This is a genomic window from Burkholderia sp. ABCPW 111, assembly GCF_000773065.1.
In the GTDB taxonomy this organism is placed as follows: Bacteria; Pseudomonadota; Gammaproteobacteria; order Burkholderiales; family Burkholderiaceae; genus Burkholderia; species Burkholderia savannae.
In genome coordinates, this window is record NZ_JPWT01000086.1 from 21,916 (window position 1) to 45,033 (window position 23,118).

Sequence of the window (23,118 nt, forward strand, 5' to 3'; positions counted from 1 at the left end):
TAACTCCTAAAAAATCGGCAAACAATAAGACAGCGGGACGATCGCCCGCCTGCCGAACGCCGCCGCGACGTCGGTTGGACGCTAGGCGAGCCGGCTCGCGACACTGAGGCTGCGTCGCCTCGCAGGCCGCACCGCACGGGCAGTTAACGTTTCAGCGGGAAATCCGTTGACAGGTTCCAGTAAAACACCTAAGGACAAACCCGAAGTCGATTATCGGGGGTCGCGATCAGTGCGGCGCACAACATTTCAAAGTCTTTACGTTGTTACAAAGACGCAACACTTTGCCAATCTTCTGACAGGAAGACCGTTTTAGAGTAGTCGCGTCTGCCCCGCTCCCCGCGGCGACAGGCCGTGCGCGCGACGGTTTTTCGTCGATCGGTGAGCGGAACACGCCACGAAGCGCAAAATTTTATCCCAAAATGAGTCGCATACCCCGGCGTTACGCAACTCGGCGGCAGCGCGACACACCGGCTTGATTACAATGCCGGCTTTCGCCTGCTTCTCGGCGCGACGTTCGGACGCGGCGTTCAACCCTCGTTTCACCCACACGCACTGATTTTGGAAGCTCTCACCCCTGCCCAGCGCAACGTCTACAACGCGAAGCTCGCGAGCTATGCCGACCGGCCGCTCGCGTTCCTGTTCCGCTACATCCGGATGCACCCTGTCGCGCACGTCATCGTGCTCGCCAGCGTGCTCGCGGCGGTCGGCTGCGCGCTCGGCTCGCAATACGCGATCAAGCATCTGATCGACGTGCTCGCGGCCGGCCGCCATCATCCGGGCCCGCTCTGGGGCGCGTTCGCGCTCCTCGTCGGCCTCATCGCCGCGGACAACCTGCTATGGCGCGTCGGCGGCTGGGTCGCCGCGCACACGTTCGTCGCGGTGACGGGCGACCTGCGCCGCGACCTGTTTCAATATCTGAGCGGCCATTCGCAGACCTACTACGCGGAGAAGCAGCCCGGCACGCTCGCGAGCCGGATCACCGCGACGTCGAACGCGATCTACACGGCCGAGAACACGATGGCGTGGAACGTGCTGCCGCCGTGCATCGCGGTGATGGGCGCGATCCTGATGATCATCGTCGTCAATCCGCTGATGGCGCTCGGCCTGCTGTCGTGCTCGGGCGTGCTCGCGATCGTGCTGTTCAAGCTCGCCAAGCGCGGCTCGGTACGCCATCACCGCTTCGCCGCGAGGGCGGCGGCCGTCGACGGCGAGCTCGTCGACGTGATCGGCAACATGGGGCTCGTGCGCGCATTCGGGATGACGCTGCGCGAGCAGAAGCGCTTCGGCGCGACCGTCAAGGCCGAAATGGACGCGCGGCAGCAGAGCCTGCTCTATCTCGAGAAGCTGCGCCTGCTGCACGCGGTGATCACCGCGATGCTGTCCGCGGGCCTCCTCGGCTGGGCGCTGTGGCTGTGGGACCAGGGCCGCGCGACATCGGGCGACATCGTGCTCGTCAGCTCGCTCGGCTTCACGATCCTGCACGGCACGCGCGACCTCGCCGTCGCGCTCGTCGACGTCACGCAGCACGTCGCGCGCCTCGCCGAAGCGGTGAAGACGCTTCTCGAGCCGCACGGCATGCCCGACCGCTCGGACGCGATTGCGCTCGCGCCGCGCGGCGGCCGCGTCGACTTCGAGCGCGTGACGTTCGCGTATCCGCACCGCCGGCCGATCCTCGACCACTTCGACCTGCACATCGAGCCCGGCCAGCGCGTCGGGCTGATCGGCAAGTCGGGCGCGGGCAAATCGACCGTGCTCGCGCTGCTGCAGCGCTTCTACGACATTCAGCAAGGCTCGATCCGGATCGACGGCCAGGACCTCGGCTCGATCACGCAGGAAAGCCTGCGCCAGTCGATCGCGCTCGTGCCGCAGGACATCTCGCTCTTTCACCGTTCGATCTACGAGAACATCGCGTACGGCCGCCCCGAGGCGACGCACGAGGAAGTGCTCGCCGCCGCGCGCGAGGCGCGCTGCACCGAGTTCATCGAGGCGATGCCGGAGGGCTTCGAGACGATCGTCGGCGATCGCGGCGTGAAGCTGTCGGGCGGCCAGCGGCAGCGGATCGCGATCGCGCGCGCGATCCTGAAGGACGCGCCGATCCTGCTGCTCGACGAGGCGACGTCGGCGCTCGACAGCGCGTCCGAGGAAGCGATCCAGGCGGCGCTCGACCGGCTGATGACGGGCCGCACGGTGATCGCGATCGCGCACCGGCTGTCGACGCTGCGCAACTTCGACCGGATCATCGTGATGAGCGCGGGCAAGGTGATCGACGACGGCAGCCCCGACGCGTTGCGCGAGCGCCCGGGCCTCTATCGCGACCTGCTCGCGAAGCAGCACGGCCGGCATCTGCCCGCGCCCGCGCCGGCGCCCGCGGACGGCAACGGCGACGACGATTCGTCCGCGTCCGACGACGACGAGCGCGTCGCCTAGCGGGGTGCTCCGCGTGTGCGGCGTGTACCGCGGCGCGCGCCGCGCGGTGGGCGGTGGGCGGTGGGCGGTGGGCGGCGGGCGGCGGGCGGCGGGCGGCGGGCGGCGGGCGGCGGTGTCGAGCCGATCGTCGCCCGGCTGCCGCCTGTACGCAATCCTCGCCCCGCCAGAAAAAAGGCCCGGCCGGCATATGCCGGCCGGGCCTTTTCGTTGCGCTCGTCGGCGACGATCGGGAAGGCGTTCGGTCGATGCGGCCTCCAAGCATTCGCGACTTTCGACTTTCGACTTTCGACTTTCGACTTTCGACTTTCGACGCTCGCGTCGCGAATCTCGCCGATTCCACACGATTCGGCTCCGCGCGATTCGGCATTCGGCACGCGTCGCCCGCATGACCGGCACGAACGCGCCGCGCCCAACCCGCGAACCCTCAGCCGCTCCCGCGAGCGCGGCGCGCTATTTCCCGAGATCGCGCAAGAAGTTGTCGCGCCACACCGACACGTTGTTCTCGCGCAGCCGCGCGAGCATGTCGGCGTGGCGCGCGCGCCGCTCGGCGAGCGGCATCGACAGCGCGCGTGACAACGCGTCGGCCATTCCGCCGATGTCGATCGGGTTGACGATCAGCGCGCCCGTGAGCTCGCACGCGGCGCCCGCGAAGCGCGACAGCACGAGCACGCCCGGATCGTCCGGGTTCTGCGCGGACACGTACTCCTTCGCGACAAGGTTCATCCCGTCGCGCAGCGGCGTCACGTAGCCCACGCGCGCGAGCCGGTACAGCGCGGCGAGCACCGGCCGCTCGTATTGCCGGTGGATGTAGAGGATCGGCGCCCAGTCGAGCTCCGCGAAGCGCCCGTTGATGCGCCCCGACTCGCCTTCGAGCTGCCGGCGGATGTCCTGGTACGCGCGCAGGTCGGCGCGCGTCGACGGCGCGATCTGCAGGAACGACACGTGGTTGCGGAACGACGTCTCGTGCTCGAGCAGCTTCTCGAACGCGCGAAAGCGCTCGACGAGCCCCTTCGAGTAATCGAGCCGGTCGACGCTCATCACGAGCTGCCGCCCGCGCAGCGACGCCGCGAGCGATTTCACCGCGCGGCCGTTCTCGCCCGCCTTCGCGAGCGCGGCGATCTCGTCCGGATAGACGCCGATCGGATAGGCGGCCGCGCGCAGCGAGCGCCCGAACGCGTCGACGCGCGCCGGATGCGCGGTGCGGTCGACCGCGCCGCCCGCCTCGTATTCGACGTATTCGAAGAACGCGCGCAGATCGGTGTCGGTCTGGAAGCCGAGCAGGTCGAACGCGCACAGCGCGTCGACGAGCTCGCGATGCGGCGGCACGTTCACGAGCACCTGCGCGGCCGGAAACGGAATGTGCAGGAAGAAGCCGATCCGGTTCTTCACGCCCGCCGCGCGCAGCGCCTTCGCGAACGGGATCAGGTGATAGTCGTGCACCCAGATCACGTCGTCGTCGCGCAAGAGCGGCACGAGCTGCTGCGCGAGCCACACGTTCACGCGCGAGTAGCCTTCGAACTCGTGGCGGTCGAACTGGATCAGGTCCGCGCGGTAATGGAACGCGGGCCACAGCGTCGCGTTCGAGAAGCCCCGGTAGTACTGATCGTAATCGCGCCGCGACAGACCGATCGTCGCGAACGTGACGGGGCCGTGCTCCTCGACGCGAATCTGCGGCGCGCCCGACGCGACGACATCGCCGCTCCAGCCGAACCACATGCCGCCCGTTTCCTTCAACGCGTCGTAGACGCCGATCGCGAGGCCGCCCGCAGCCGGCTCCCCTTCCGAGATCGGCGCGACCCGGTTCGAGACGATGATGAGACGACTCATGCGAGCGCGCGCCCCGCGTCGATCCAGCGCGCGAGCTGCTCGCGGAACGCGGCGACCGATTCGACGCGCGCGCGCGCCGACGTGTCGCCCGCGCCGACCTTGATCGACAGCCCGCCGTTCGCGTTGACGACGGCGAAGCCCAGCTCGTCGGTCAGATCGTCGCCGGCGAACACCGGCATGCGGCCGGCGAACGGCGGCTCGTTCAGGAACGCGGCGACCGCGCGCCCCTTGTCGACGCCCTTCGGCTTGATCTCGAACACCATCTTGCCCGGCTGCAGCACGTACGCGTCCGGATAGTCGGCGACGAGCCGCTCGGCCGCCGCGCGCGCGACGCCCTCGCGCTCGGGCGCGTTGCGAAAGTGCAGCGCGAGCGCCGCGCCCTTGATCTCGAGCAGCATGCCGGGATGCCGCTCGACGACCGCCGCGAGCTCGCGCTCGATGCGCAAGAGGCGCGGATCGTCGAAGCCGATCCGCTGCGTGTCGCCGTTCGCGTCGCGCCGCTCGGCGCCGTGCAGGCCCGCCACCGGCAGATCGGGCAGGTTCAGGTACGCGTCGATGCTGCCGATGCCGCGCCCCGACACGATCGCGACCGCGCCGTGCGAGAGCCGCCGCAGCTCGTCGACGAGCGCGGGCACGTCGGGCGGCACCTGGATCGCGTCGGGCGTCGGCGCGAGGTCGACGAGCGTGCCGTCGAAGTCGAGAAAGAACGCGGTGCGGGCAAGGGGAAGGGAAAGCGGGACGGATTGCATCGATTCGCTGATGAGAATGGCTGCCGGCGGGCGCGCCCGCCGGGCGAATGTGCGCATCTTACCGCGCCTCGTGCACGATGAACAAAAGCGCGGGCCTGCGACGCGCGGCCGGCATGCGCATCGCTGCGACATTTTGCCCCGGTTCGATGCGCGGTGCGCGTTTCGAAAAGACGATCCCGATCAAATTGCGCTACAGTCGCAACCGCCGATAGAAACAGCGAGACGCCGATGCGCCGCGATCCTCGATCCTCGATCCTCGATCCTCGAGCCGAGGAGCCGAGATCCGAGGCCCTCGCGGCCGGGCCCGACGCACGAGCCGGGACGCGGCCGCGCGCCAGAGGCGCGGCATGATCGATGCGTCCGCCATCGCGGACGACGCCATCGCGGACGACGCCTCGATCGCCCCCGAAACCGCCGCGCTTCGCCGTCGCGCAAGATTGCTTCGAACCGAATTCGCCGATGCCGCTTCCCCTTTTCGCGGCGCGCGCGCGTGCCGCCTCGCCCGCTTGCGCCCGCACAACGCGCGTGATCCGCTTCGCCGCCGCCTGCGCGGCGGCGGCCGCGCTCGCCGGCTGCTCGCCGCGCGGCGAGCCGTGGCGGCTCACGAACGTGACGAGCCATCTGCCCGACCTGACGTTCTCGCTCACGGGCGAGGACGGCAAGCCGATCGACGCGTCCGCGTTCCGCGGCCGCATCGCGCTCGTCTACTTCGGCTACACGCATTGCCCGGACGTGTGCCCCGAGACGATGGCGCGCCTGATGCAGGTGCTCGCGCTGCTCGGCCCCGACGCGCGCGGCGGCGTGCGCATCCTGTTCGTGTCGGTCGATCCGGCGCGCGACACGCCGGCCGCGATGCGCGACTATGTCGGCGCGTTCGACGCCGAGCACGCATACGGGCTCACGGGCAGCGAGCGGCAGATCGAATCGCTCGCGAAGCGCTACCGCGTCGCGTATCAGATGGAAAAGCGCGATCCGAACGGCAACTACGAAGTCACGCACAGCTCCGCCGTCTACGTGTTCGACGCGCAAGGCCGCGCGCGCCTGCTCGCCACCGACCAGGATTCCCCCGACGCGATCGCCGCCGATCTGCGCCGGATCATCGCCAACCGTTCCTGAACCGGAACTCACTTACCGACAAGCCGATGACGCTCAAACCGAAATCCCTCGCCGCGCTCGCCGCCCTCTCGCTCAGCCTGCACGCGTACGCCGCCGGCGCCGCTTCGATCAGCGCGCAGAACGCGTGGGTGCGCTGGCTGCCGAACAAGCTGCCCGCCGCCGGCTACGTGACGCTCGTCAACGCGAGCGACAAGCCGATCGATCTCGTCGACGTCGACAGCCCCGAATACGGGATGACGATGCTGCACCAGACCGTGTCGAACGGCTCGACGCAAAAGATGGAGATGGTCGACAAGCTGACGATCCCCGCGCGCGGCAAGGTCGACATCGCGCCGGGCGGCTATCACTTCATGCTCGAGGAGCCGAAGCGCGCGATCAAGCCGGGCGACACCGTGCATCTGCGCATGCAGTTCTCCGACGGCGAGAAGCTCGACGCGCCGTTCGTCGTGAAGTCGCCCGCCGCCAAGTAAGCGTCGCGCGATGAACCTGCTGTACTGGCTCGAGCCGTGGGAGCCGTCGCCCACCGTCGTGATCGCGGTGCTCGCGGCCGGCGTGCTGTTCGCGCGCGGCGCGCGCAAGGCGAAGGTGTCGACGTCGCGGCGCGTCGCGTTCTGGTTCGGACTCGCCGCGCTGTACGTCGCGCTGCACACGCGCCTCGACTACTTCTTCGAGCACGAGTTCTTCATGCACCGCGCGCAGCATCTGGTGCTGCATCACCTCGGGCCGTTCTTCATCGCGCTGTCGTATCCGGGCGCGGCGATCCGCGCCGGCGTCCCGTTCTCGTGGCGGCAGCGCTACGTGCGCCCAGCGCTCGCGCAGCCGTTCGTGCGCGCAACGCTCGACGTGCTGTTCAATCCGGTCGTCGCGGTCGTGCTGTTCGTCGGCCTGATCTATTTCTGGCTGCTCTCGCCGATCCACTTCGTCGCGATGCTCGACTGGCGGCTCTATCGCGTGATGAACTGGAGCATGGTGATCGACGGGCTGCTGTTCTGGTGGCTCGTCGTCGATCCGCGGCCCGCGCCGCCCGCGCGGCTCGCGCCGGGGCGGCGCATCCTGATGGTCGTCGCGGCGATCCCGCCGCAGATCGTGCTCGGCGCGCTGATCTTCTTCACGCCGCACGAGCTCTATCCGATCTATTCGATCTGCGGGCGCGCGTTCACGTGGCTGAGCCCGCTGCGCGACCAGCAGATCGGCGGGCTGCTGCTGTGGATTCCCGGCTCGATGATGAGCGTGATCGGCGCGCTGATCGCGCTGCGACACTGGATGCGCCTGTCCGCGCGCGGCCGGCTGTCCGACGAGCGCGCGGCGCGCGCCGAGCTCGCGCGCATCCGCGCCGCCCGCGCGACGCCCTGACGATCGCGCGGCGCGCGCCGAACCCATGCAGATCCCGCGCTTAGTCGGCGCTTAGTCGGTTCTCGATCGGTTCTCGATCGACGCTCGATCGGCACTTAATCTGCGCTTAGTCGGCGAGTTCGGCGCGGCCGCTCGCGGCGGGCCTCACGCGATCGAGCGCATCCAGACGTGCGCAATGCCGTCTTCGTCGTGCACGTCCGAGCTCGGCGCGAAGCCGAACGCGCCGTAGAACTTCTGCAAATGCGCCTGCGCGTGCAGGCTGACCGGCGTGCCGGGCCACTGCACGCGCACGCGCTCGAGCGCGGCTGCGAGCATCGCGTTGCCGAGGCCCATGCCGCGAAACGGCTGCGTCGTCAGCACGCGTCCGATCCGCACGTCCGGCTCCGCCGCGTCGGGCGGCAGCACCCGCAGGTAGCATGCGAGACGGCCCTGCGCGTCGTATGCGCCGAGGTGCCACGCGTCGAAATCCGCGTGATCGATGTCGCGGTACACGCAGTTCTGCTCGACGACGAACACGTCGCTGCGCGCGGAGAGGATCGCGTAGATTTCCCGCGGCGTCAGCGCGTCGAACGGCTTCCAGCGCCAGTCGAGCGCGACGGGCGGCGGCGCGGCGGTGGCGGACGAAGCCGCCGTCGTGGATGTGGACATGATCGATATTCCGAATGATTGGCGGCGCTGCTGCAAAGCGCGGAACGATCGATTATGCCTCGAACGGGCGCGCGGCCGCTTCGCGAATGCAAGGCCGACGCGCGCGCCGCACGGCAGCGGCCGCGCGCCCACGAGCTCGACGCAGGCCGGCCATTCGCGTCCGCACGCGGCCCCGCACGCACGACGCACGAAAGCAGCCCCGCTCGTCGCGGGGCCGTCTTCCTTCGCTAAGCGCTCATCTTGCCGAAGCGGCCGGCGTTGAAATCGTCGACCGCCTGACGGATCTGCGCTTCGCTGTTCATCACGAACGGACCGTAGCCGACGATCGGCTCGTCGATCGGTTCGCCGCTCAGCCACAGCAGCGTCACGTCGTTGTTCGCTTCGATTTCGACGTCGCTCCCGTCCCGCGCGAACTGCACGAACTGCGCCTCGCGCACGACTTCCTCGCCGTTCACGAGCGCCGTGCCGCGCAGCACGACGAGCGCGAGCGTGCGGCCCGCCTCGGCGCGAAACCGCGCACGGCCGCCCTGCTCGAGGCGCACGTCCCACACGTCGAGCGGCGTGTGCGTGCGCGCCGGCCCGCGGCGGCCGTCGAACTCGCCCGCGATCACCCGCACGCGCCCCGCGCCGTCGGGCAACTCGACGCTCGGGATGCTGTCGCTCAGCAGCGTCTGGTAGCCGGGCTCGGACAGCTTGTCCTTCGCGGGCAGGTTCACCCAGAGCTGCACCATCTCGAGCGTGCCGCCATTGCGCGCGAACTGCTCCGAATGGAACTCCTCGTGCAGGATGCCGCCCGCCGCCGTCATCCACTGGACGTCGCCCGGGCCGATATGGCCGCCCGCGCCCGTCGAGTCGCGATGGTCGACTTCGCCCTGATAGACGATCGTCACCGTCTCGAACCCGCGGTGCGGATGCTGGCCGACGCCGCGCCGGCGGGCCGTCGGCTCGAAGCGCGCGGGGCCGGCGTAGTCGAGCAGCAAGAACGGGCTCAGATGCGCGCCGTGGCTGTCGTAGCTGAACAGGGACCGCGCCGGAAAGCCGTCGCCGACCCAATGCGAGCGAGGCGCGCTGTACACCCCGACGATTTGCTTCATGTTCCTCTCCTTTCGTTCCTGGCCGAAGCGATCGCTTCGATCAATGGATAGAAGATAGAATCTGAACGATACCTTCGGTAGTGCGCGAAAATCGCACTCAGCGTTCCATATGGAGAACGATGAATCATGCGGGATCTGAACGATCTCTATTACTTCGTCCAGGTCGTCGATCACGGCGGCTTCGCACCCGCCGGGCGCGCGCTCAACATGCCGAAGTCGAAGCTGAGCCGCCGGATCGCGCTGCTCGAGGAGCGGCTCGGCATGCGCCTCATCCAGCGCTCGACGCGGCGCTTCGCGGTCACGGACACCGGCCAGACCTATTACGCGCATTGCCGCGCGATGCTCGTCGAGGCGGATGCGGCCGACGAGGCGGTCGCGCTGATGCGCGCGGAGCCGCGCGGCATCGTCCGGGTGACCTGCCCCGTCGTGCTCCTCGATGCGCTCGTCGGCGACATGGTCGCGGCGTTCATGGCCGAATGTCCGCTCGTCGAGATTCATCTCGAGGAAACGAACCGGCGCGTCGATGTCGTCGGCGAAGGCATCGACGTCGCGCTGCGCGTGCGGCCGCCGCCGCTCGAGGACAGCGATCTCGTGCTGCGCGTGCTCGCGGAGCGCGGGCAATGCCTCGTCGCGAGCCCGCGGCTGCTAGAGCGCGCCGGCGCGCCGCGCGTGCCCGCCGATCTCGCCGCGCTGCCGAGCCTCGCGCTCGGCCTGCCGCAAGACGAGCACGTGTGGAATCTGCACGGTCCCGACGGCGCGCACGCGGCGATCCGTCACCGGCCGCGGCTCGTCACGCGCGGCATGCCCGCGCTGCGCGCGGCGGCCGTCGCGGGCGTCGGCGTCGTCCAGTTGCCGACGATGATGGTCCGCGACCAGCTCGCCCGCGGCGAGCTGCGGCAACTGCTGCCCGGCTGGGCGCCGCGGCGCGAGATCGTGCACGCGGTGTTCGCGTCGCGCCGCTGGCTGCTGCCGTCCGTGCGCGCGCTGCTCGACTTTCTCGCGCAGCGCTTCGCCGCGCTCGAGCCCGACTAGACGTGCGCCCGGACGCTCGGCGCGCCGCTCGATGGGCGTCCAAGCGTGCGTTCGTTCGAGCGCCTGTTCGAGCGCCCGATCGCCCCCCGTCGACGGCACGGCCACGCCGCGCGTCACGCCGAATTCCCGTAGACTGCGCAAGCCACGGCCGCGCGCGGCCGCCGTTCAATCGTCACGTCAATCGCTCATGTTCGCGCTCTCCGAAACCCTTCCGTCGTCGAAGCCCGCGCTCTACGAAACGCTCGCCGCGCAGGCGCGTGCGCTCGTCGAGACGGAAACCGACGTCGTCGCCAACGCGGCGAATTTCTCGTCGCTCGTCTACCACTCGCTCGACGGCCTCAACTGGGCTGGCTTCTATTTCTACGATGGCCGCGAGCTCGTCGTCGGGCCGTTCCAGGGCAAGCCCGCGTGCGTGCGCATCGCGCTCGGCAAAGGCGTATGCGGCACGGCCGCGCAGACGCGCAGCACGCAGGTCGTGCGCGACGTGCACGCGTTTGCCGGCCACATCGCGTGCGATTCGGCGTCGCAATCGGAGATCGTCGTGCCGCTCGTCGCGCGCGACGGCACACTGATCGGCGTATGGGACGTGGACAGCCCGCTGATCGGCCGCTTCGACGACGACGATGCGAAAGGGATGGAGGCGCTGTGCCGGGTGTTCGTCGAGCTCGCGTGGGAAAACGCGGTGCGGCGCGGCGAATAACACGGGTACCCCGGCGATGCCGACGCGCACGGCGGACACCATCGCCGGTGAACCGTTCGGCCCGTCTTTCGACTGCGCGCGCGGCGTCGACCGATGCATGCTGCGCCGCGCCGGCCGCATACAACGACAACGACGCGACTCATTGGCTACGGGCATGGCCTTCGCACGCGGACGCCGCGGCGGCGAACTTGCCTTGCGCGAAGCTATCCGCAACGTCACGCGCGATGCGTCAGCGTGCGGCGAAGGCCGCTGCCATGTCATGCGCTTCCCGGCATCGACATGGCCTTCGTCACGGAGGATGCGGCCAATGCGTTCCTCGCGCCGCCCGAGCCTAACCGAGACTTTTTTGCATGCGCGGTATGAACCGTCTGCTGGCGGACCGCCATGCCGCGCACGCGCGTCGGCATAGCCCTCCTCACGCAGAAGGCGCGACCGACACACCCACGTCGCCCCGATCGCGGTGGCCGCGCACCGGTTGCCCAGCCGCCCTTTCATCGAACCGGCCGAAAGCGGCCGGCTTCGCGCCACGCGTTTCGGTCGTCCGCGCCTATCGCACGATTCCGCCGCCTTGGCCGCGCAGCGCAACCCGCGACGCGCGTGCGCCGCGCCCCCACCAGCCCCACATCGCGAGCGCGATGATCGCAAGCAACGGTAAAACCAGCACGCTGCCCTCGGGCCCGGCCGCGCCGCCGCTCAGCAGCGCATGGCCGACGGGGTGCGCGGTCAGCCGCACGCCTTCGACGAGCCGGCCGCTGTCCGGCGCGCCGTAAAAGTACGATTCGCCCCAGTCCCACGCCGCATGAAAGCCGATCGCCCACCAGAGCGATCCCGTGTACCAAAGCGACAGACAGAAGACGAGCCCGAACAGCATCGCCGACGCGAGCCCCATGATCGATTCGTCCGGGCTCATCGCGTGCAGCACGCCGAACAGCGCCGACAGCAGCACCGCGCCCCACCAGAAGCCGAGCCAGCGCGCGAGCTTGTGGAGCAGGTAGCCGCGCAGCAGCGATTCCTCGAAAATCCCGGTCATCACGAACATCGCGGCCCAGACGGCCGCGTATTCCCATGCGCGCGCGCCGTGGATCGCCGGCGCGTCGAAGCGCAGCAGCCCCGCTTGCCATAACGCGAATACCAGCGCTGATATCGCCGCGAAGCCGCACACCACGCCGCCCGCGAAGCGCGACGCGCGTGCGCTGCCTTGCAGTCCGTACGAAAACGGCGAGCGACGCTCGATCCACGCGAGCAAAAAGGTGGCGAGCGCAACCGATGCGAGCTGCATCGCTTCCATGGCGGCGCCGTTCGCGACGGGCAGCGCCTCGTCGCCCACGGGCATCGGCACCAACCGGTGCGAGACGAACGCGAATGCCGCGATCGCGCCGGCGAAGATCGCGACGAACAACGCGGCGCCCCACGGCGCGCGCAAGCCGTCGCGGCCGAAGAAGAATCGACGCAGGCGGCCGCCGCGCGGTTCCGTTTGCGTCGACATCGACGCCGACGTCGACACGCGGCCCGACGGCGCGGGCGAATTCGAATGAATCGGTTCCAAGAGCGCTCCCGGTCGAACGTCAAACGGACGGCCGCTCGCGCGATCGAAGCAGATCGTCGCGCGCGGCGTGCCGCGAATGCAAACCGAACGCGATTGTCACACCGGAAGGCGAGAAAACGAACAGGAAAACAAAAAAAGAAAAGCGCCGCGCATCGGGGGCTTGGTGTGGAGGCGCGAGCCGGAGTCACGCCGATCTGCGCGACTTTGCCGGGCGGCATGAATCCGCATGCGTCAAAAGCGGCTGCACGATTGCAATTCACTCGCACCACCGAATCGATATCCGCTCCCGACCGCCGCTTGCCCGCCTTCTAGTCTTGCCGCTGCCTGCAACGTCCGCCTCGACGCAGCCCCTCGTCACGGAGACCGAAACCATTTGTGCTCATGCGCACGCGACGCTCGACGCTCCGCCGCATCGGCGCACGTTCGCTTCCGCCTCTATCGACCGCTCCGAGCATCGTCATCCTTCACCGAGCGCAACGTCGACATCCGACATTCAATACGCAGCCGCATTTCGCCCATTTACCGAAAACAATCACGCTCGAGGTTTTTAAAATCAAAACCATCCGGCGCGCTCTATCGAAAATCAACAATGATAAATTAATACCATTTGAACTACCCAGGTGCGAATCATAATCTCCATTCTGCGCCGCAGCACCACCCATAAACCACGCTTAACGCCGATAAATAATTACAACTCATTCCATCAATATCTCAGAACCAGACATTAAAAAAGATTGCCAATCCGGACGTCGATCACTCCCTGCCCGGAGGCAATGCAGTGCCGCCCAGCAGCTCCTTTTTCCACGCCATCAACGCGCTCAACGAGAGGAAGACCATGAAAATATTCTCGACCATCCTTTTTTCAGTCATGATGCTTTTTTCCTCCTATGCCTCCGCAGACATCGTTTGCAAATCAGGAAAAATCAACAAAATCGAAACCGACTCGAACGGCAATCTCGTGGCCACGATTCTCGACGCCTCGTACTCATTTAGCGAAAGAGAAGTCTTCCCGCTCATATACTCGGCGTTCTCCGAAAATAGGGATTTCTACATCTACGGAAATGCGTGCTACAACGGAGCGCCGGCAAGCCACTTCGCCATTCGATAGCCCAGCAGCAGCGTTCACATCGTCAATCAGATCGTGGCCGATCGGCGATCACCGGTCGGCCGTACTTCTTGCCGTACCGCCACAAGACGCTCTCGCGTCGAACGCCACGCATACGGCCCGCCGTCGCGCATACGGCAAGCGGCTGCCGGCGCCCCATTGCTGCTGCGCCGGCGCGTGAACGCCGGAAAAATCCCCGACCGGCACAGGCAGCCGGGCATCCCAACGTCGATTCGCGCGACGATATCCAACGAATCTGCAGCGGCCGACCTTGCACGTGGTCGTCATGCGGGCACGCACGCGAAGCGGCCGCGTTATCCACGGTTCATCGGCGCGCACATCCGCCTCGGCAACCATCGCGCTCGACAAGCCGTCAACCAGTCAAGATCGAGCGCCGACGCAACCCGCGCACGACGCCTCTACTTACCGCCAATCACGAGCGCGTCCATGCGCGTGCCCCGCCTTGGCCGAAACACGCGAGGAAAACGCGCCCGCGCTTGAAAGCTCGGCAACCGGAGAGAAAGCGGCTCGGCGCCAAGCGCCCAGGCATCCGACGACGAACGGGCAAAGGCGGCAACGACAACCCACCGCTGAAAGCTCATGGAAAGACAAACTCACGCATCACCGCTCCGATATACGCTCGAAGCGATCCGTCTTGATCTCGCCCTGCCTTTTAAAGAGATGTTCCTATCGGAAGGATCATCGTTGCATGCCATAATTCGCCGCAGCATTCGGGCTCGTTCGTCATCCTTTCAAGGCCATGCGTCGCCTTCTCCACCGCAAGATCGGCAGCCTTCTCGGATTGTTCGCAATCCTGATGGCGACGCTCGCGCCGACGGTCTCGCACTCGCTGTCGAACAGCCGTCATTCCGGCACGCTGCCGGGCGCCGTCTGCTCGGCGCGGGACGGCTCAAACGCGACGCCGTCCGACACATCCTCGTCGTCCGAAAAGGCGATTCACGAGCAAGCGTGCGCATATTGCGGATTGCTCGCCCACGTGCCCGTGGTACCGAGCGCGACCGCCGAATTCGCCCCCGAGAACGGGGCGCGCCATACGTCATCGGCCGCACCGGTTCAGCCGATACGTCGCCGCGTCCCGTTCACCACGGCGCAGCCGCGCGCGCCGCCCGCCCTGTCCTGACTGAAGCAGTCTTGCCGCGACGAACGCGTCATTGCGTCGCCGCGGTGTCGCGCGTCCGCCAACGGACGCGCGATCGCCCCCATGCAACCCTTCGACACGGATAAGTCATGCGCACCATTACCCCTCGCGGCGGTTTGCCCGCGCTCTCGACGCTCGTCGCCCCGGCTGCCGTAGCCGCGACGCTTTTCGCGCCCTGCGTTGCCGCCGCCCATGCGATTGCGGGCAATCGCGTGTTCCCGGCGACGATGGCGGTCGACGATCCCGGCGTCGGCGACGAACTCAATCTCGAGTTTGGCCACCTCAAATCGCAAACGGACGACGGCGACGCCCAAGGCACCAATACGACGTCGCTCGAATGGGACAAGCTGATCACGCCGAGCTTCGCGCTGTCCCTGACCGGCACCTACGTGAACGTGAACGCGCCGAACGGCGGCTCGGCGCGCGGGTTCGACAACTTCGCGCTCGGCGCCAAGTATCGTTTCTACGTGAGCGCCGCACACGAATTCATGGCGTCCGTCGGCGTGATCGCCGAGCTTGGCGGAACCGGCTCAAAAGCGATCGCCGACCCGCATTCGGCGCTGACTCCGACGCTGTACGTCGGCAAGGGTTTCGGCGATTTGCCCGACGCCCTGAAATACTTGCGCCCGTTCGCGGTCACGGCCACCGTCGGGCCGCGGCTGACGACGAGCAGCGCCGATCCCGACTCGCTGAACTGGGGCGTGACGTTGCAGTACAGCTTGCCGTACCTGCAGAACTTCGTGCAGGACGTCGGGCTCAAAGCCCCGTTCAGCAACCTGATTCCGATCGTCGAATTTCCGATGAACACCTGCACCGGCGGACCGTGCGCCGGCCATACGACCGGCACCGTCAACCCCGGCCTGCTCTGGCTGAATCGCTGGGGGCAATTCGGCGTCGAGGCGCAGATTCCCGTCAATCGCGCCAGCGGAAAAGGCGTCGGAGTCTTGCTGCAAGCCCATCTCTATCTGGACGACGTGCTCCCCAACTCGCTCGGCAAGCCGCTCTTCGGCAAAGGAGAATGAACGTGACCGTAATTCGCCCAATTCACCCCGCGTGCGCCGCGGCGGCGATCGTCGCGGGCATCGTCGCTTCGCCGGCGGCGTTCGCGCATGCCTTCCCGCAATCGCAAACTCCGTCGGCGGGCGCCGAAGTGCCGCCGCCCGCGAACGTGACGATCGTGTTCGACGGACGGCTCGAGCCCGCGTTCAGCGCGCTGACGGTCAGCGACGCGACCGGCAAGCCGGTGAGCCGCGCGAAGGCGACCGTCGCGCCGAACGACGCGAAGACGATCAGCGTCGCGTTGCCCGCGCTGGCGCCCGGCAAATACGTCGTCCACTGGGTGGCCGTGGCCTCCGACGGCCACCGGACACAGGGTGACTATTCGTTCAAGGTGAAATGACGCGAACCGACGTTGCACATCCGCCGCATTTTCGTCACTTTCACCGCGCTGCGCGCGGCCTCAATGTAGTCGCCCGATCCTCCGGTTAGCGCGGACGCATTCGTCACACGATGCCGGCGTCCGTCGCCGCACCGGCGGCACGCCGGCATCGCGTCGCGCCGCCGCGCCGCATCGGCTCGCCGTTGGCCCGCTGGGCCGCGTCGTCCACCCGATCCGGCACGCCTCGCGCCGGACGCGCCATGTATCAATGCTGCGACGTTTCTCGTCGATTTCCCTATGGAGCAGCCGCCCGCTTGCGCCCCGCGCCCCGATACGTCCGGCGCCCGACCGGCTTGGCACGCCGCTAGCTTGTCTCCTCACGCTGCCAACGGCGGGCTCGACGCGCATTCAAGAACGACGTGTCATCCGGCGCTTCCTCACGGAAGCCCTGCCGGGGCATGTCCGATTCGTCTCGACGCCACGGGCTGACAGTGCGCCGGTTGTCCGAACATTCAAAATCCTCCTCCCCGTCGATGCTTCGCACGCGTCGCGGACGAGCTCATCAGGACGAGGCGCGTACTCGGAATGTTGGAAATCACCAATCGTCCATCCCGACGGAGAGCACCATGTTGGTCAAGTCATTTCGGTTCTTCAGGACGTGCCTGATCCTACTTTCGCTATGCTTCGCGATTCTTCCCGGACGGGCCCATGCAGTTTCGAATCAGTTGCTGCTGCTGTTGCCGGACAATTTCACGCTGCCCGATCCGCGCGTGTCGGCGTGGCTCGACGCGGCTTCCGAGGAAGGCCTGCAGATCTCGATCATCTACGACAGCCAGTTCGAACAGGCCGGCGCGTCGTTGCAACAGTATCAAGGCCTCATCCTTCCCGATCAGGTTCACACCGTCGCGGCCGATGCGCTCGTGACGGCGATCCAGAACTACGCGCTCAACGGCGGGCGCGTGATGATGGTCTACGATTTCGGCGCGCTCACGTCGACCGGCTTCTATCCCGTTCCTCAGTCGAGATTCAGCTCGATGGTGGGCGTGAGCTACGTGCTGTACGACTCGCTCGGCGGCAACATGATCGGGCTCGGCCCCGTGACCGGCATGGGAAGCACGCTGCGCGCGCTGCAGATTCCGCCCGGAAAGTCGATGGCGTGGTCGACGAGCGGCTCCACCCCGACGACCGCCGTCAAGACGTCGGCGCTGGTGTCCGTGTCCGCGTCGCCCGGCCAGGTTCTGTACCTGCAACCGAGCCCGTCCAACCCCGGCGGATTGTCCGGCTACAACCACAACGCATACTTCAACTACAAGACTGAGAACGGGCTCGCGTCGAATATCAGTCTGGATCTCGGCCGGATTTCCAAGGGCCAGCAAGTCAAGGCGGGCACGTACACGGCAACGTCGACCAAGAGCACGTCTTCGTCGACGAAGAAGACGACGGGCGCGACCGCGCTCGCCACGACGTCGCCCGCCGCGACCACCGACACGCTCGAAGGCATCTCGGGCTACGTGTACGGCTTCCTCACTTACCCGAGCTTCGTCACGCAGGGCACGTACAGCGGCACGGCCCTGCTGACCTCGCCGAACTTCGGCCTCGTCGCCGGCTATAACCCGTACGGCAGCGGCGGCGTGCTGTTCGTGAACATGCCGCTCAGCTACCTCGAAGGGCAGACCGACGGCATGCCGCTGCACGGCTTCCTGCACTACTTCACGACGAACGTGCTGTCGATGCCGCACCTGTCGCTCGAACCGAGGGCGCAAGCGGGCATGGTGCTCAACTGGCATTTCTGCGCGGAAGAGATGATTCAGCCGGCCCAGTATCTGAAGTCGCTCGGCATCTGGAACAACGGGCCGTTCTCGATCGTCGTGACGGCCGGCCCGGACGACGCGGCGATCGGCGACGGGCTCGGCATCAATCTGACCAACAACACGCAGGCGAAGCAGCTGATGACGTACCTGTTGAGCAAGGGGCACAACATCGGCAGCCACGGCGGCTGGGATCACGATTACTGGGGCGCCAATGCCAGCGAGACCGATCAGAGCACGTTCCAGCAATACCTCGTGCTGAATCACCAGGCGGTGCAGACGGTGACCGGCAAGCCGGATGTGGAATGGGCCGCGCCCGAAGGCAATACGCCGACCTGGGCCGTCACCTGGCTCGAAAGCAACGGCTATTCGGGCTACTACTTCACCGGCCACACCGGCATGGCGCAAACGCGCGCCTACCGGAACGGCGCGCTGTTGAACCCCGGCATCTGGGCATTCCCGGTGATGCCGTTCGGCAAGTACGCGACTTTCGAGGAATTCCAGGAGTTCGGCGTGTCGACGACGGACGTCACGAACTGGTACGAAGCGCTGATGAACTTCGTCGTGGCCAACCGCACGACCCGGCTCATCTACATGCATCCGCTCGGCGCGTCGTGGTATCCGGGCGTGCTCTCGACGATCTTCACCTATGCGAACACGTTGATCGCGACGGGGCAATACAAGTGGTACACGATGGATCAGCTGACCCAGTTCGACAGAAAGCGCTTGCTCGTCACGTGGACGGCGACGGACACGGGCAGCAGCTGGTCGTTCGCCGCTTCCCAGCCGACGAGCCTGCAGGACGTGACGTGGCTGCTGCCGAAGAACGCCTTCCAGCTGCCGGTCGTGACCGGGGGAAGCGCCACCGTCGTGACGACCGATCCGACCAACTGGCTGGTGATCGCGGGCGCGGGAACGGCCCTGGCGTTCACGAGCGCCAAGCTGTAATGGCGCGACCGCGACGCAGGATAGGCGCGGCCGATTCCCGATCGGGCGATCGGAAGTCGGCCGCGCCATCCGGATCGCTCACGTCGGAGGGACGACATGAAACGACACACGTTGCGACACACGTTGCGACACGCGTTGTGCATTCTCGCCGGATCGGCCGCGCTCGCGCTCTCGCCGGCGGCGCCATTCGCGCAGCAAGCCGGCCGGCCGCTTCAGGGCTTCGTTCGCCCGCCGTTCCATCTGCACGCGCAAGGACGCGCGGCTGCGGCCCCGGCCGGCATGTCGCCGGCGCAGATCCGGCACTTCTACGGCTTCGATCAGTTGCCGAGTGATTTTCGGGGCGGCAAGCAGATCATCGCGATCATCGACGCATTCGACAACCCTTCCGCCGAGGCCGATCTCGACGTGTTCAGCCGTCGATTCGCCCTTCCCCCCTGCAACGCCGCGAACAGATGCTTCGCCAAGGTCTACGCGAGCGCCGACCGCAGCCGCCCGCCGGCGGATGCGGGTTGGGCGCTGGAAAGCTCGCTCGACGTGCAGTGGGCGCACGCCATCGCGCCCGACGCAAAAATCGTGCTGATCGAAGCCGCATCCGACGCATTCGGCGACATGATGGGCGCCGTGGCGCTCGCGGTCGCCGCGCCGCCCAAAGGCGTCGGCGCGAAGGTCGTGTCGATGAGCTGGGGCGGCAGCGAATTCCTGTCGGAAACGCAGTACGACGGGCTGTTCATGAGCGCGAACGGCGTGTCGTTCGTCGCCGCGTCGGGCGACGGCGGCAACGCCGTTGACTATCCCGCCGCGTCGCCGTACGTACTCGGTGTCGGCGCGACGACGATCGCCACCGACGCGAGCGGACGCTACGTCGGCGAAACCGCATGGCCGGGAAGCGGCGGCGGCCAGAGCGCGATCGAATCGGAGCCGCCTTATCAGACGCGCTTCGGGATACCGTTCGACGCGCCCGGCGCACGCGGCGTGCCGGACGTCGCCTACGACGGCGATCCCGCGTCCGGCTTCGCGATATACGATTCGTACGGATACGGCGGTCAGCGCGGCTGGTTCGTGGTCGGCGGAACGAGCGCGGGCGCGCCGCAATGGTCGGCGTTGCTGGCGATCGCGAACAGCGTGCGCGTCGAACGAGGCAAATCCACGCTGAGTGCGCTCAGCGCCGTCGAAGCGCTCCTGTACGGCATCGCGTCGGCTTCGTACCAGACGGCCTTTTACGACGTCACGAGCGGCTCGAACGGCACTTGCGGCTCGCTGTGCGATGCGATGCGCGGCTACGACTACGTAACCGGACTCGGACGCCCGATCGCCGGCAGTCTGGTTCAAGCGCTGATCGATGCGCCGTAACGACGATTTGCCCGTGCGGGCGTCGACGACGCACGGCGGCGGCTCGCCTCCGCCGCCCCCGGCGCGCGCGCGCTCAGACGCTCGCCCGCGCGCTTCGATGCAGACGGCCGAGCCGTGCGCCGCCGGCTCGCCTGCCGTTGCGGCGCGCGCGCTGGAGCGGCTCGCCTCGCTGCTCGTGCTGACGTTCGCGCTGTCGGCCATCGCGACGCTACGGGCCGCCGCATCGCCCGACGACGTCCCCGGCGAAGCCATCTACCGCCACGGCGTGCTCGCTTCCGGCGCCCCGCTGCGCGCGCTGCGCGAAGGCGGCCTGCGCATGGAAGGCGCCGCGGCCGCATGCGTCAATTGCCATCGGCGCAGCGGGCTCGGCGCCAAGTCGGGACGCACGACGATCCCGCCGATCGCCGGAACCTACCTGCTCCACGCAAGCACGCTCGGCGGCGAGAATCCCGGCATGCCGTACGTCGAAAGCATGCGAAGCGAGCGGGCCGCCTATTCCGACGAGACTCTCGCCCGCGCGATTCGAAGCGGAATCGACGCGCAAGGCAGGCAGCTCGGTTACCTGATGCCGCACTTCGTGATGGCCGACGACGACATGGCCGCATTGATCCGCTATCTGAAACAGCTCGATCCGCTACCCGCGCCGGGCGTCACCGACACCGCGTTGCATTTCGCGACGATCGTCACCCCGGACGCCGATCCCGTGAAGCGCCGCGCAACGCTCGACGTCTTGCGGCACTACTTCGCCGACAAGGAAGCGTTTCCGACGAGCGCGGCCCCGCAGGGATTGCAGACGGCGGACCCGGGCTCCGCTGCACGCCGCTGGCGGCTGCACGTCTGGGAGCTGAACGGCGCGGCGTCGACATGGGAAGCGCAACTCGCGCGCCACCTGGCCGCCGAACCGGTGTTCGCGGTGATATCCGGAATGGGCGGGCGAAACTGGGCGCCCGTTCGCGCGTTCTGCGAGCACGCGCGGATTCCGTGTCTGTTTCCGAACGTCGACGTGCCGGACGTCCGCGACGGCGACTTTTATTCGATCTACTTCTCGAAAGGCGTGCTGCTCGAGGCCGCGCTGATCGCCGCGGAAATCGAGAGCGGCGATCGCGAACGCGCCCCGCGCGCGATTCGCGAAGTGTACCGGGTCGGCGACAGCGGCGAAGCGGGCGCGCTAGCGCTCGCCGCTGCGTTGCGCGCACGCGGGCTCGACGTGTCGCGCGATGCGCTGATGCCGGGCGATCGCGTCGAGCAGGCGTTGAGCGGCCTCTCCGGCGACGATGCGCTCGTGTTGTGGCTGCGCCCCGCCGATATCGCGTCGCTGGGCCGCGACGCGCGTGCGCGAACCGTCTACATGTCCGGACTGATGGGCGGCCTCGATCATGCGCCGCTGCCCGAGCGCTGGCGCGCGATCACGCACATCGCGTATCCGTTCGATCTGCCCGATCGCGTCCGGCGTCGCGTCGACTACATGCTGGACTGGGCCGCGGCGCGGCACGTCGCCATCGTCGACCAGCAGGTGCAGGCGGACACGTTCCTCGCTTGCGTGCTGCTCGAGGAAGCGCTGGGCCATGTCACGGGCGCCTACGTGCGCGACTATCTCGTCGAGCGCATCGAAGACACGCTCGAGCAGCGCGTGATCACGGGCTACTACCCGCGCCTGACGCTCGCGCCGGGGCAGCGCCTCGCATCGAAAGGCGGCTACATGGTCCACTTTGCCGATATGAGCGGTACGCGCATCGTGGCCGACGGGGCCTGGACCGTTCCGTAGACGTAGACGCCGACGCCGCCCTGCCGCATTCGCAGGACGACGGCTCTGCCGCGCCGCAAGCGGGCTTCCCGCCCCGGGGACGCGCCATGCGGCCCACACCATGAGGAGACGAAAATGAACACGTTCCCGAAGCTTCCCCTGCTCGCCGATCTCGTGATCGCGGGCGCCTTGTTCGCCGGACACACCGCGCGGGCGCAGGAACCGATGGAGATGGATCACCACGCGCAGCATCACATGATGATGGCCGGGATGAAAACGTCCACGGCCGCCTATGCCGTGCCGGCCGTCATGCTGGTGCGCGACGACGGCAAGACCGTCGCGCTGAAAGACGAACTGGACGACGGACGTCCGGTCGTGCTGACGTTCATCTATACCACCTGCACGTCGATCTGCCCCGTCATCAGCCAGACGCTGTCGCAGCTTCAACAGGCGCTCGGCGCCGATCGCGACAAGGTACATATCGTGTCGATCTCGATCGATCCGGAAAACGACACGCCGGCGCGCCTGCGCGAATATGCCGCGAAATTCGGCGCGGGGCCGCAGTGGCAGCATTACACGGGTACGACGGCCGCAAGCGTGGCCGCGCAGAAGGCATTCAACGTTTACCGGCAGGACAAGATGGACCACAACCCGGTTCTGCTGCTGCGCGCCGCGCCGGGAAAATCCTGGCTCCGAATCGACGGATTCGCGACTAGCGGTGATCTGCTGCATTTGTACCGTTCGCTCACGGCGTCCAATTGACGGAGCCGCCGAACGGCGAAAACGCGCTCGATTCGCAAGCACTCGTCGCCGCCGCTCACGCGCCGACGGCAAGCGCGATGCGATACGCGAACTCAAACGGACGCCGGCCCGGCGAAGACGCCACGACGGTTCGAATGAACGAACGATCGAAAGCGCGCATCCGGCGGCCGGGCGCAACGCGCCAGCAATCGGCGCGATCGACCTCGACGCCGCGCCACTGTCGAACCTGACAGGTGTCGTGGCTGCACAACCGTAACAACCGCGTCTGCCGCACTCGATGGTAAATTTGCACGCAAATTGACACGAGAGGGCCAAGTGGCAAAGCGCGCGATCATCCGCGTCGGCGACACGACGACGCACGGCGGCAAGGTA

General features: G+C 67.5%; 18 protein-coding genes. 13 read left to right on the forward strand and 5 right to left on the reverse strand.

Going from position 1 to position 23,118, the window contains the following annotated elements; all coding sequences use genetic code 11:
* Positions 1-558: 558 nt before the first annotated feature.
* On the forward strand, positions 559-2,427 hold the full coding sequence (locus tag X946_RS19975; RefSeq protein WP_038751106.1) for an ABC transporter ATP-binding protein: 1,869 nt from the start codon (positions 559-561) through the stop codon (positions 2,425-2,427).
* 450 nt (positions 2,428-2,877) lie between these two features.
* Here X946_RS19975 and otsA read toward each other — a convergent pair whose 3' ends face one another.
* A complete protein-coding gene (gene otsA, locus X946_RS19980; protein WP_038751108.1) occupies positions 2,878-4,254 on the reverse strand; it encodes an alpha,alpha-trehalose-phosphate synthase (UDP-forming) in 1,377 nt (458 codons plus the stop codon).
* Positions 4,251-5,060 carry a trehalose-phosphatase gene (gene otsB, locus X946_RS19985; protein ID WP_081989861.1) on the reverse strand — a complete coding sequence of 270 codons (810 nt, stop codon included), beginning with the start codon at positions 5,058-5,060 and terminating at the stop codon, positions 4,251-4,253. The genes otsA and otsB overlap by 4 nt, the downstream gene beginning before the upstream one ends.
* A 402-nt stretch (positions 5,061-5,462) precedes the next feature.
* Between otsB and X946_RS19990 the strand changes: the two genes are divergently transcribed.
* The 3 genes from X946_RS19990 to X946_RS20000 are packed head-to-tail and all read left to right on the forward strand — an operon-like array spanning position 5,463 to position 7,472.
* Entirely contained in the window at positions 5,463-6,119 is a 657-nt protein-coding gene (locus X946_RS19990) for an SCO family protein (protein WP_038751110.1), read from the forward strand.
* 26 nt (positions 6,120-6,145) lie between these two features.
* Positions 6,146-6,589 carry a copper chaperone PCu(A)C gene (locus X946_RS19995; protein ID WP_038751112.1) on the forward strand — a complete coding sequence of 148 codons (444 nt, stop codon included), beginning with the start codon at positions 6,146-6,148 and terminating at the stop codon, positions 6,587-6,589.
* Between the two features lie 10 nt (positions 6,590-6,599).
* Complete coding sequence (locus X946_RS20000) at positions 6,600-7,472, forward strand: cytochrome c oxidase assembly protein (protein WP_038751114.1); 873 nt, start codon at positions 6,600-6,602, stop codon at positions 7,470-7,472.
* Between the two features lie 144 nt (positions 7,473-7,616).
* On the opposite strand, the gene X946_RS20005 is transcribed toward X946_RS20000, so the two are convergent.
* A complete protein-coding gene (locus tag X946_RS20005; protein ID WP_038751145.1) occupies positions 7,617-8,120 on the reverse strand; it encodes a GNAT family N-acetyltransferase in 504 nt (167 codons plus the stop codon).
* 227 nt (positions 8,121-8,347) lie between these two features.
* Positions 8,348-9,214 (reverse strand): pirin family protein, encoded by an 867-nt coding sequence (locus X946_RS20015; RefSeq protein ID WP_038751118.1) that lies wholly within the window; start codon positions 9,212-9,214, stop codon positions 8,348-8,350.
* Positions 9,215-9,340: 126 nt separating this feature from the next.
* Between X946_RS20015 and X946_RS20020 the strand changes: the two genes are divergently transcribed.
* Both X946_RS20020 and X946_RS20025 read left to right on the forward strand, forming a co-directional pair.
* Entirely contained in the window at positions 9,341-10,246 is a 906-nt protein-coding gene (locus X946_RS20020; protein ID WP_038751120.1) for a LysR family transcriptional regulator, read from the forward strand.
* 187 nt (positions 10,247-10,433) lie between these two features.
* Positions 10,434-10,946, forward strand: a complete 513-nt coding sequence (locus X946_RS20025) for a GAF domain-containing protein (protein WP_038751122.1) — start codon at positions 10,434-10,436, stop codon at positions 10,944-10,946.
* Positions 10,947-11,493: 547 nt separating this feature from the next.
* On the opposite strand, the gene X946_RS20030 is transcribed toward X946_RS20025, so the two are convergent.
* A complete protein-coding gene (locus X946_RS20030) occupies positions 11,494-12,492 on the reverse strand; it encodes a CPBP family intramembrane glutamic endopeptidase (RefSeq protein ID WP_038751124.1) in 999 nt (332 codons plus the stop codon).
* A gap of 1,922 nt (positions 12,493-14,414) precedes the next feature.
* On the opposite strand from X946_RS20030, the gene X946_RS20035 reads away from it, so the two are divergent.
* The 7 genes from X946_RS20035 to X946_RS20065 all read left to right on the forward strand — a co-directional run bounded on the left by X946_RS20035 (position 14,415) and on the right by X946_RS20065 (position 22,746).
* Complete coding sequence (locus X946_RS20035) at positions 14,415-14,738, forward strand: DUF2946 domain-containing protein (RefSeq protein ID WP_231752101.1); 324 nt, start codon at positions 14,415-14,417, stop codon at positions 14,736-14,738.
* Between the two features lie 107 nt (positions 14,739-14,845).
* Positions 14,846-15,778, forward strand: coding sequence for a hypothetical protein (locus X946_RS20040; protein ID WP_038751128.1), 933 nt, complete (start codon positions 14,846-14,848; stop codon positions 15,776-15,778).
* Between the two features lie 11 nt (positions 15,779-15,789).
* Positions 15,790-16,155 (forward strand): copper resistance protein CopC, encoded by a 366-nt coding sequence (locus tag X946_RS20045; protein ID WP_442854592.1) that lies wholly within the window; start codon positions 15,790-15,792, stop codon positions 16,153-16,155.
* A gap of 605 nt (positions 16,156-16,760) precedes the next feature.
* Positions 16,761-18,890, forward strand: coding sequence for a polysaccharide deacetylase family protein (locus X946_RS20050; RefSeq protein WP_038751131.1), 2,130 nt, complete (start codon positions 16,761-16,763; stop codon positions 18,888-18,890).
* A 96-nt stretch (positions 18,891-18,986) separates the two neighbouring features.
* Entirely contained in the window at positions 18,987-20,240 is a 1,254-nt protein-coding gene (locus tag X946_RS20055) for a S53 family peptidase (protein ID WP_038751133.1), read from the forward strand.
* Positions 20,241-20,337: 97 nt separating this feature from the next.
* The gene (locus X946_RS20060) at positions 20,338-22,005 is read left to right on the forward strand and encodes a c-type cytochrome (RefSeq protein ID WP_081989866.1); all 1,668 of its coding nucleotides are present in this window, start codon (positions 20,338-20,340) and stop codon (positions 22,003-22,005) included.
* A 114-nt stretch (positions 22,006-22,119) separates the two neighbouring features.
* Positions 22,120-22,746 (forward strand): SCO family protein, encoded by a 627-nt coding sequence (locus X946_RS20065; RefSeq protein ID WP_038751135.1) that lies wholly within the window; start codon positions 22,120-22,122, stop codon positions 22,744-22,746.
* Positions 22,747-23,118: the final 372 nt, after the last annotated feature.

What these genes read in the sequence shown, in the direction of transcription:
- otsA (WP_038751108.1), bottom strand. Translation starts at nt 4,254, where the DNA reads ATGAGTCGTCTCATCATCGTCTCGAACCGGGTCGCGCCGATCTCGGAA.
- otsB (WP_081989861.1), bottom strand. Translation starts at nt 5,060, where the DNA reads ATGCGCACATTCGCCCGGCGGGCGCGCCCGCCGGCAGCCATTCTCATC.
- X946_RS19990 (WP_038751110.1), top strand. Translation starts at nt 5,463, where the DNA reads ATGCCGCTTCCCCTTTTCGCGGCGCGCGCGCGTGCCGCCTCGCCCGCT.
- X946_RS19995 (WP_038751112.1), top strand. Translation starts at nt 6,146, where the DNA reads ATGACGCTCAAACCGAAATCCCTCGCCGCGCTCGCCGCCCTCTCGCTC.
- X946_RS20000 (WP_038751114.1), top strand. Translation starts at nt 6,600, where the DNA reads ATGAACCTGCTGTACTGGCTCGAGCCGTGGGAGCCGTCGCCCACCGTC.
- X946_RS20005 (WP_038751145.1), bottom strand. Translation starts at nt 8,120, where the DNA reads ATGTCCACATCCACGACGGCGGCTTCGTCCGCCACCGCCGCGCCGCCG.
- X946_RS20015 (WP_038751118.1), bottom strand. Translation starts at nt 9,214, where the DNA reads ATGAAGCAAATCGTCGGGGTGTACAGCGCGCCTCGCTCGCATTGGGTC.
- X946_RS20020 (WP_038751120.1), top strand. Translation starts at nt 9,341, where the DNA reads ATGCGGGATCTGAACGATCTCTATTACTTCGTCCAGGTCGTCGATCAC.
- X946_RS20025 (WP_038751122.1), top strand. Translation starts at nt 10,434, where the DNA reads ATGTTCGCGCTCTCCGAAACCCTTCCGTCGTCGAAGCCCGCGCTCTAC.
- X946_RS20035 (WP_231752101.1), top strand. Translation starts at nt 14,415, where the DNA reads ATGGCGACGCTCGCGCCGACGGTCTCGCACTCGCTGTCGAACAGCCGT.
- X946_RS20040 (WP_038751128.1), top strand. Translation starts at nt 14,846, where the DNA reads ATGCGCACCATTACCCCTCGCGGCGGTTTGCCCGCGCTCTCGACGCTC.
- X946_RS20050 (WP_038751131.1), top strand. Translation starts at nt 16,761, where the DNA reads ATGTTGGTCAAGTCATTTCGGTTCTTCAGGACGTGCCTGATCCTACTT.
- X946_RS20055 (WP_038751133.1), top strand. Translation starts at nt 18,987, where the DNA reads ATGAAACGACACACGTTGCGACACACGTTGCGACACGCGTTGTGCATT.
- X946_RS20060 (WP_081989866.1), top strand. Translation starts at nt 20,338, where the DNA reads ATGCAGACGGCCGAGCCGTGCGCCGCCGGCTCGCCTGCCGTTGCGGCG.
- X946_RS20065 (WP_038751135.1), top strand. Translation starts at nt 22,120, where the DNA reads ATGAACACGTTCCCGAAGCTTCCCCTGCTCGCCGATCTCGTGATCGCG.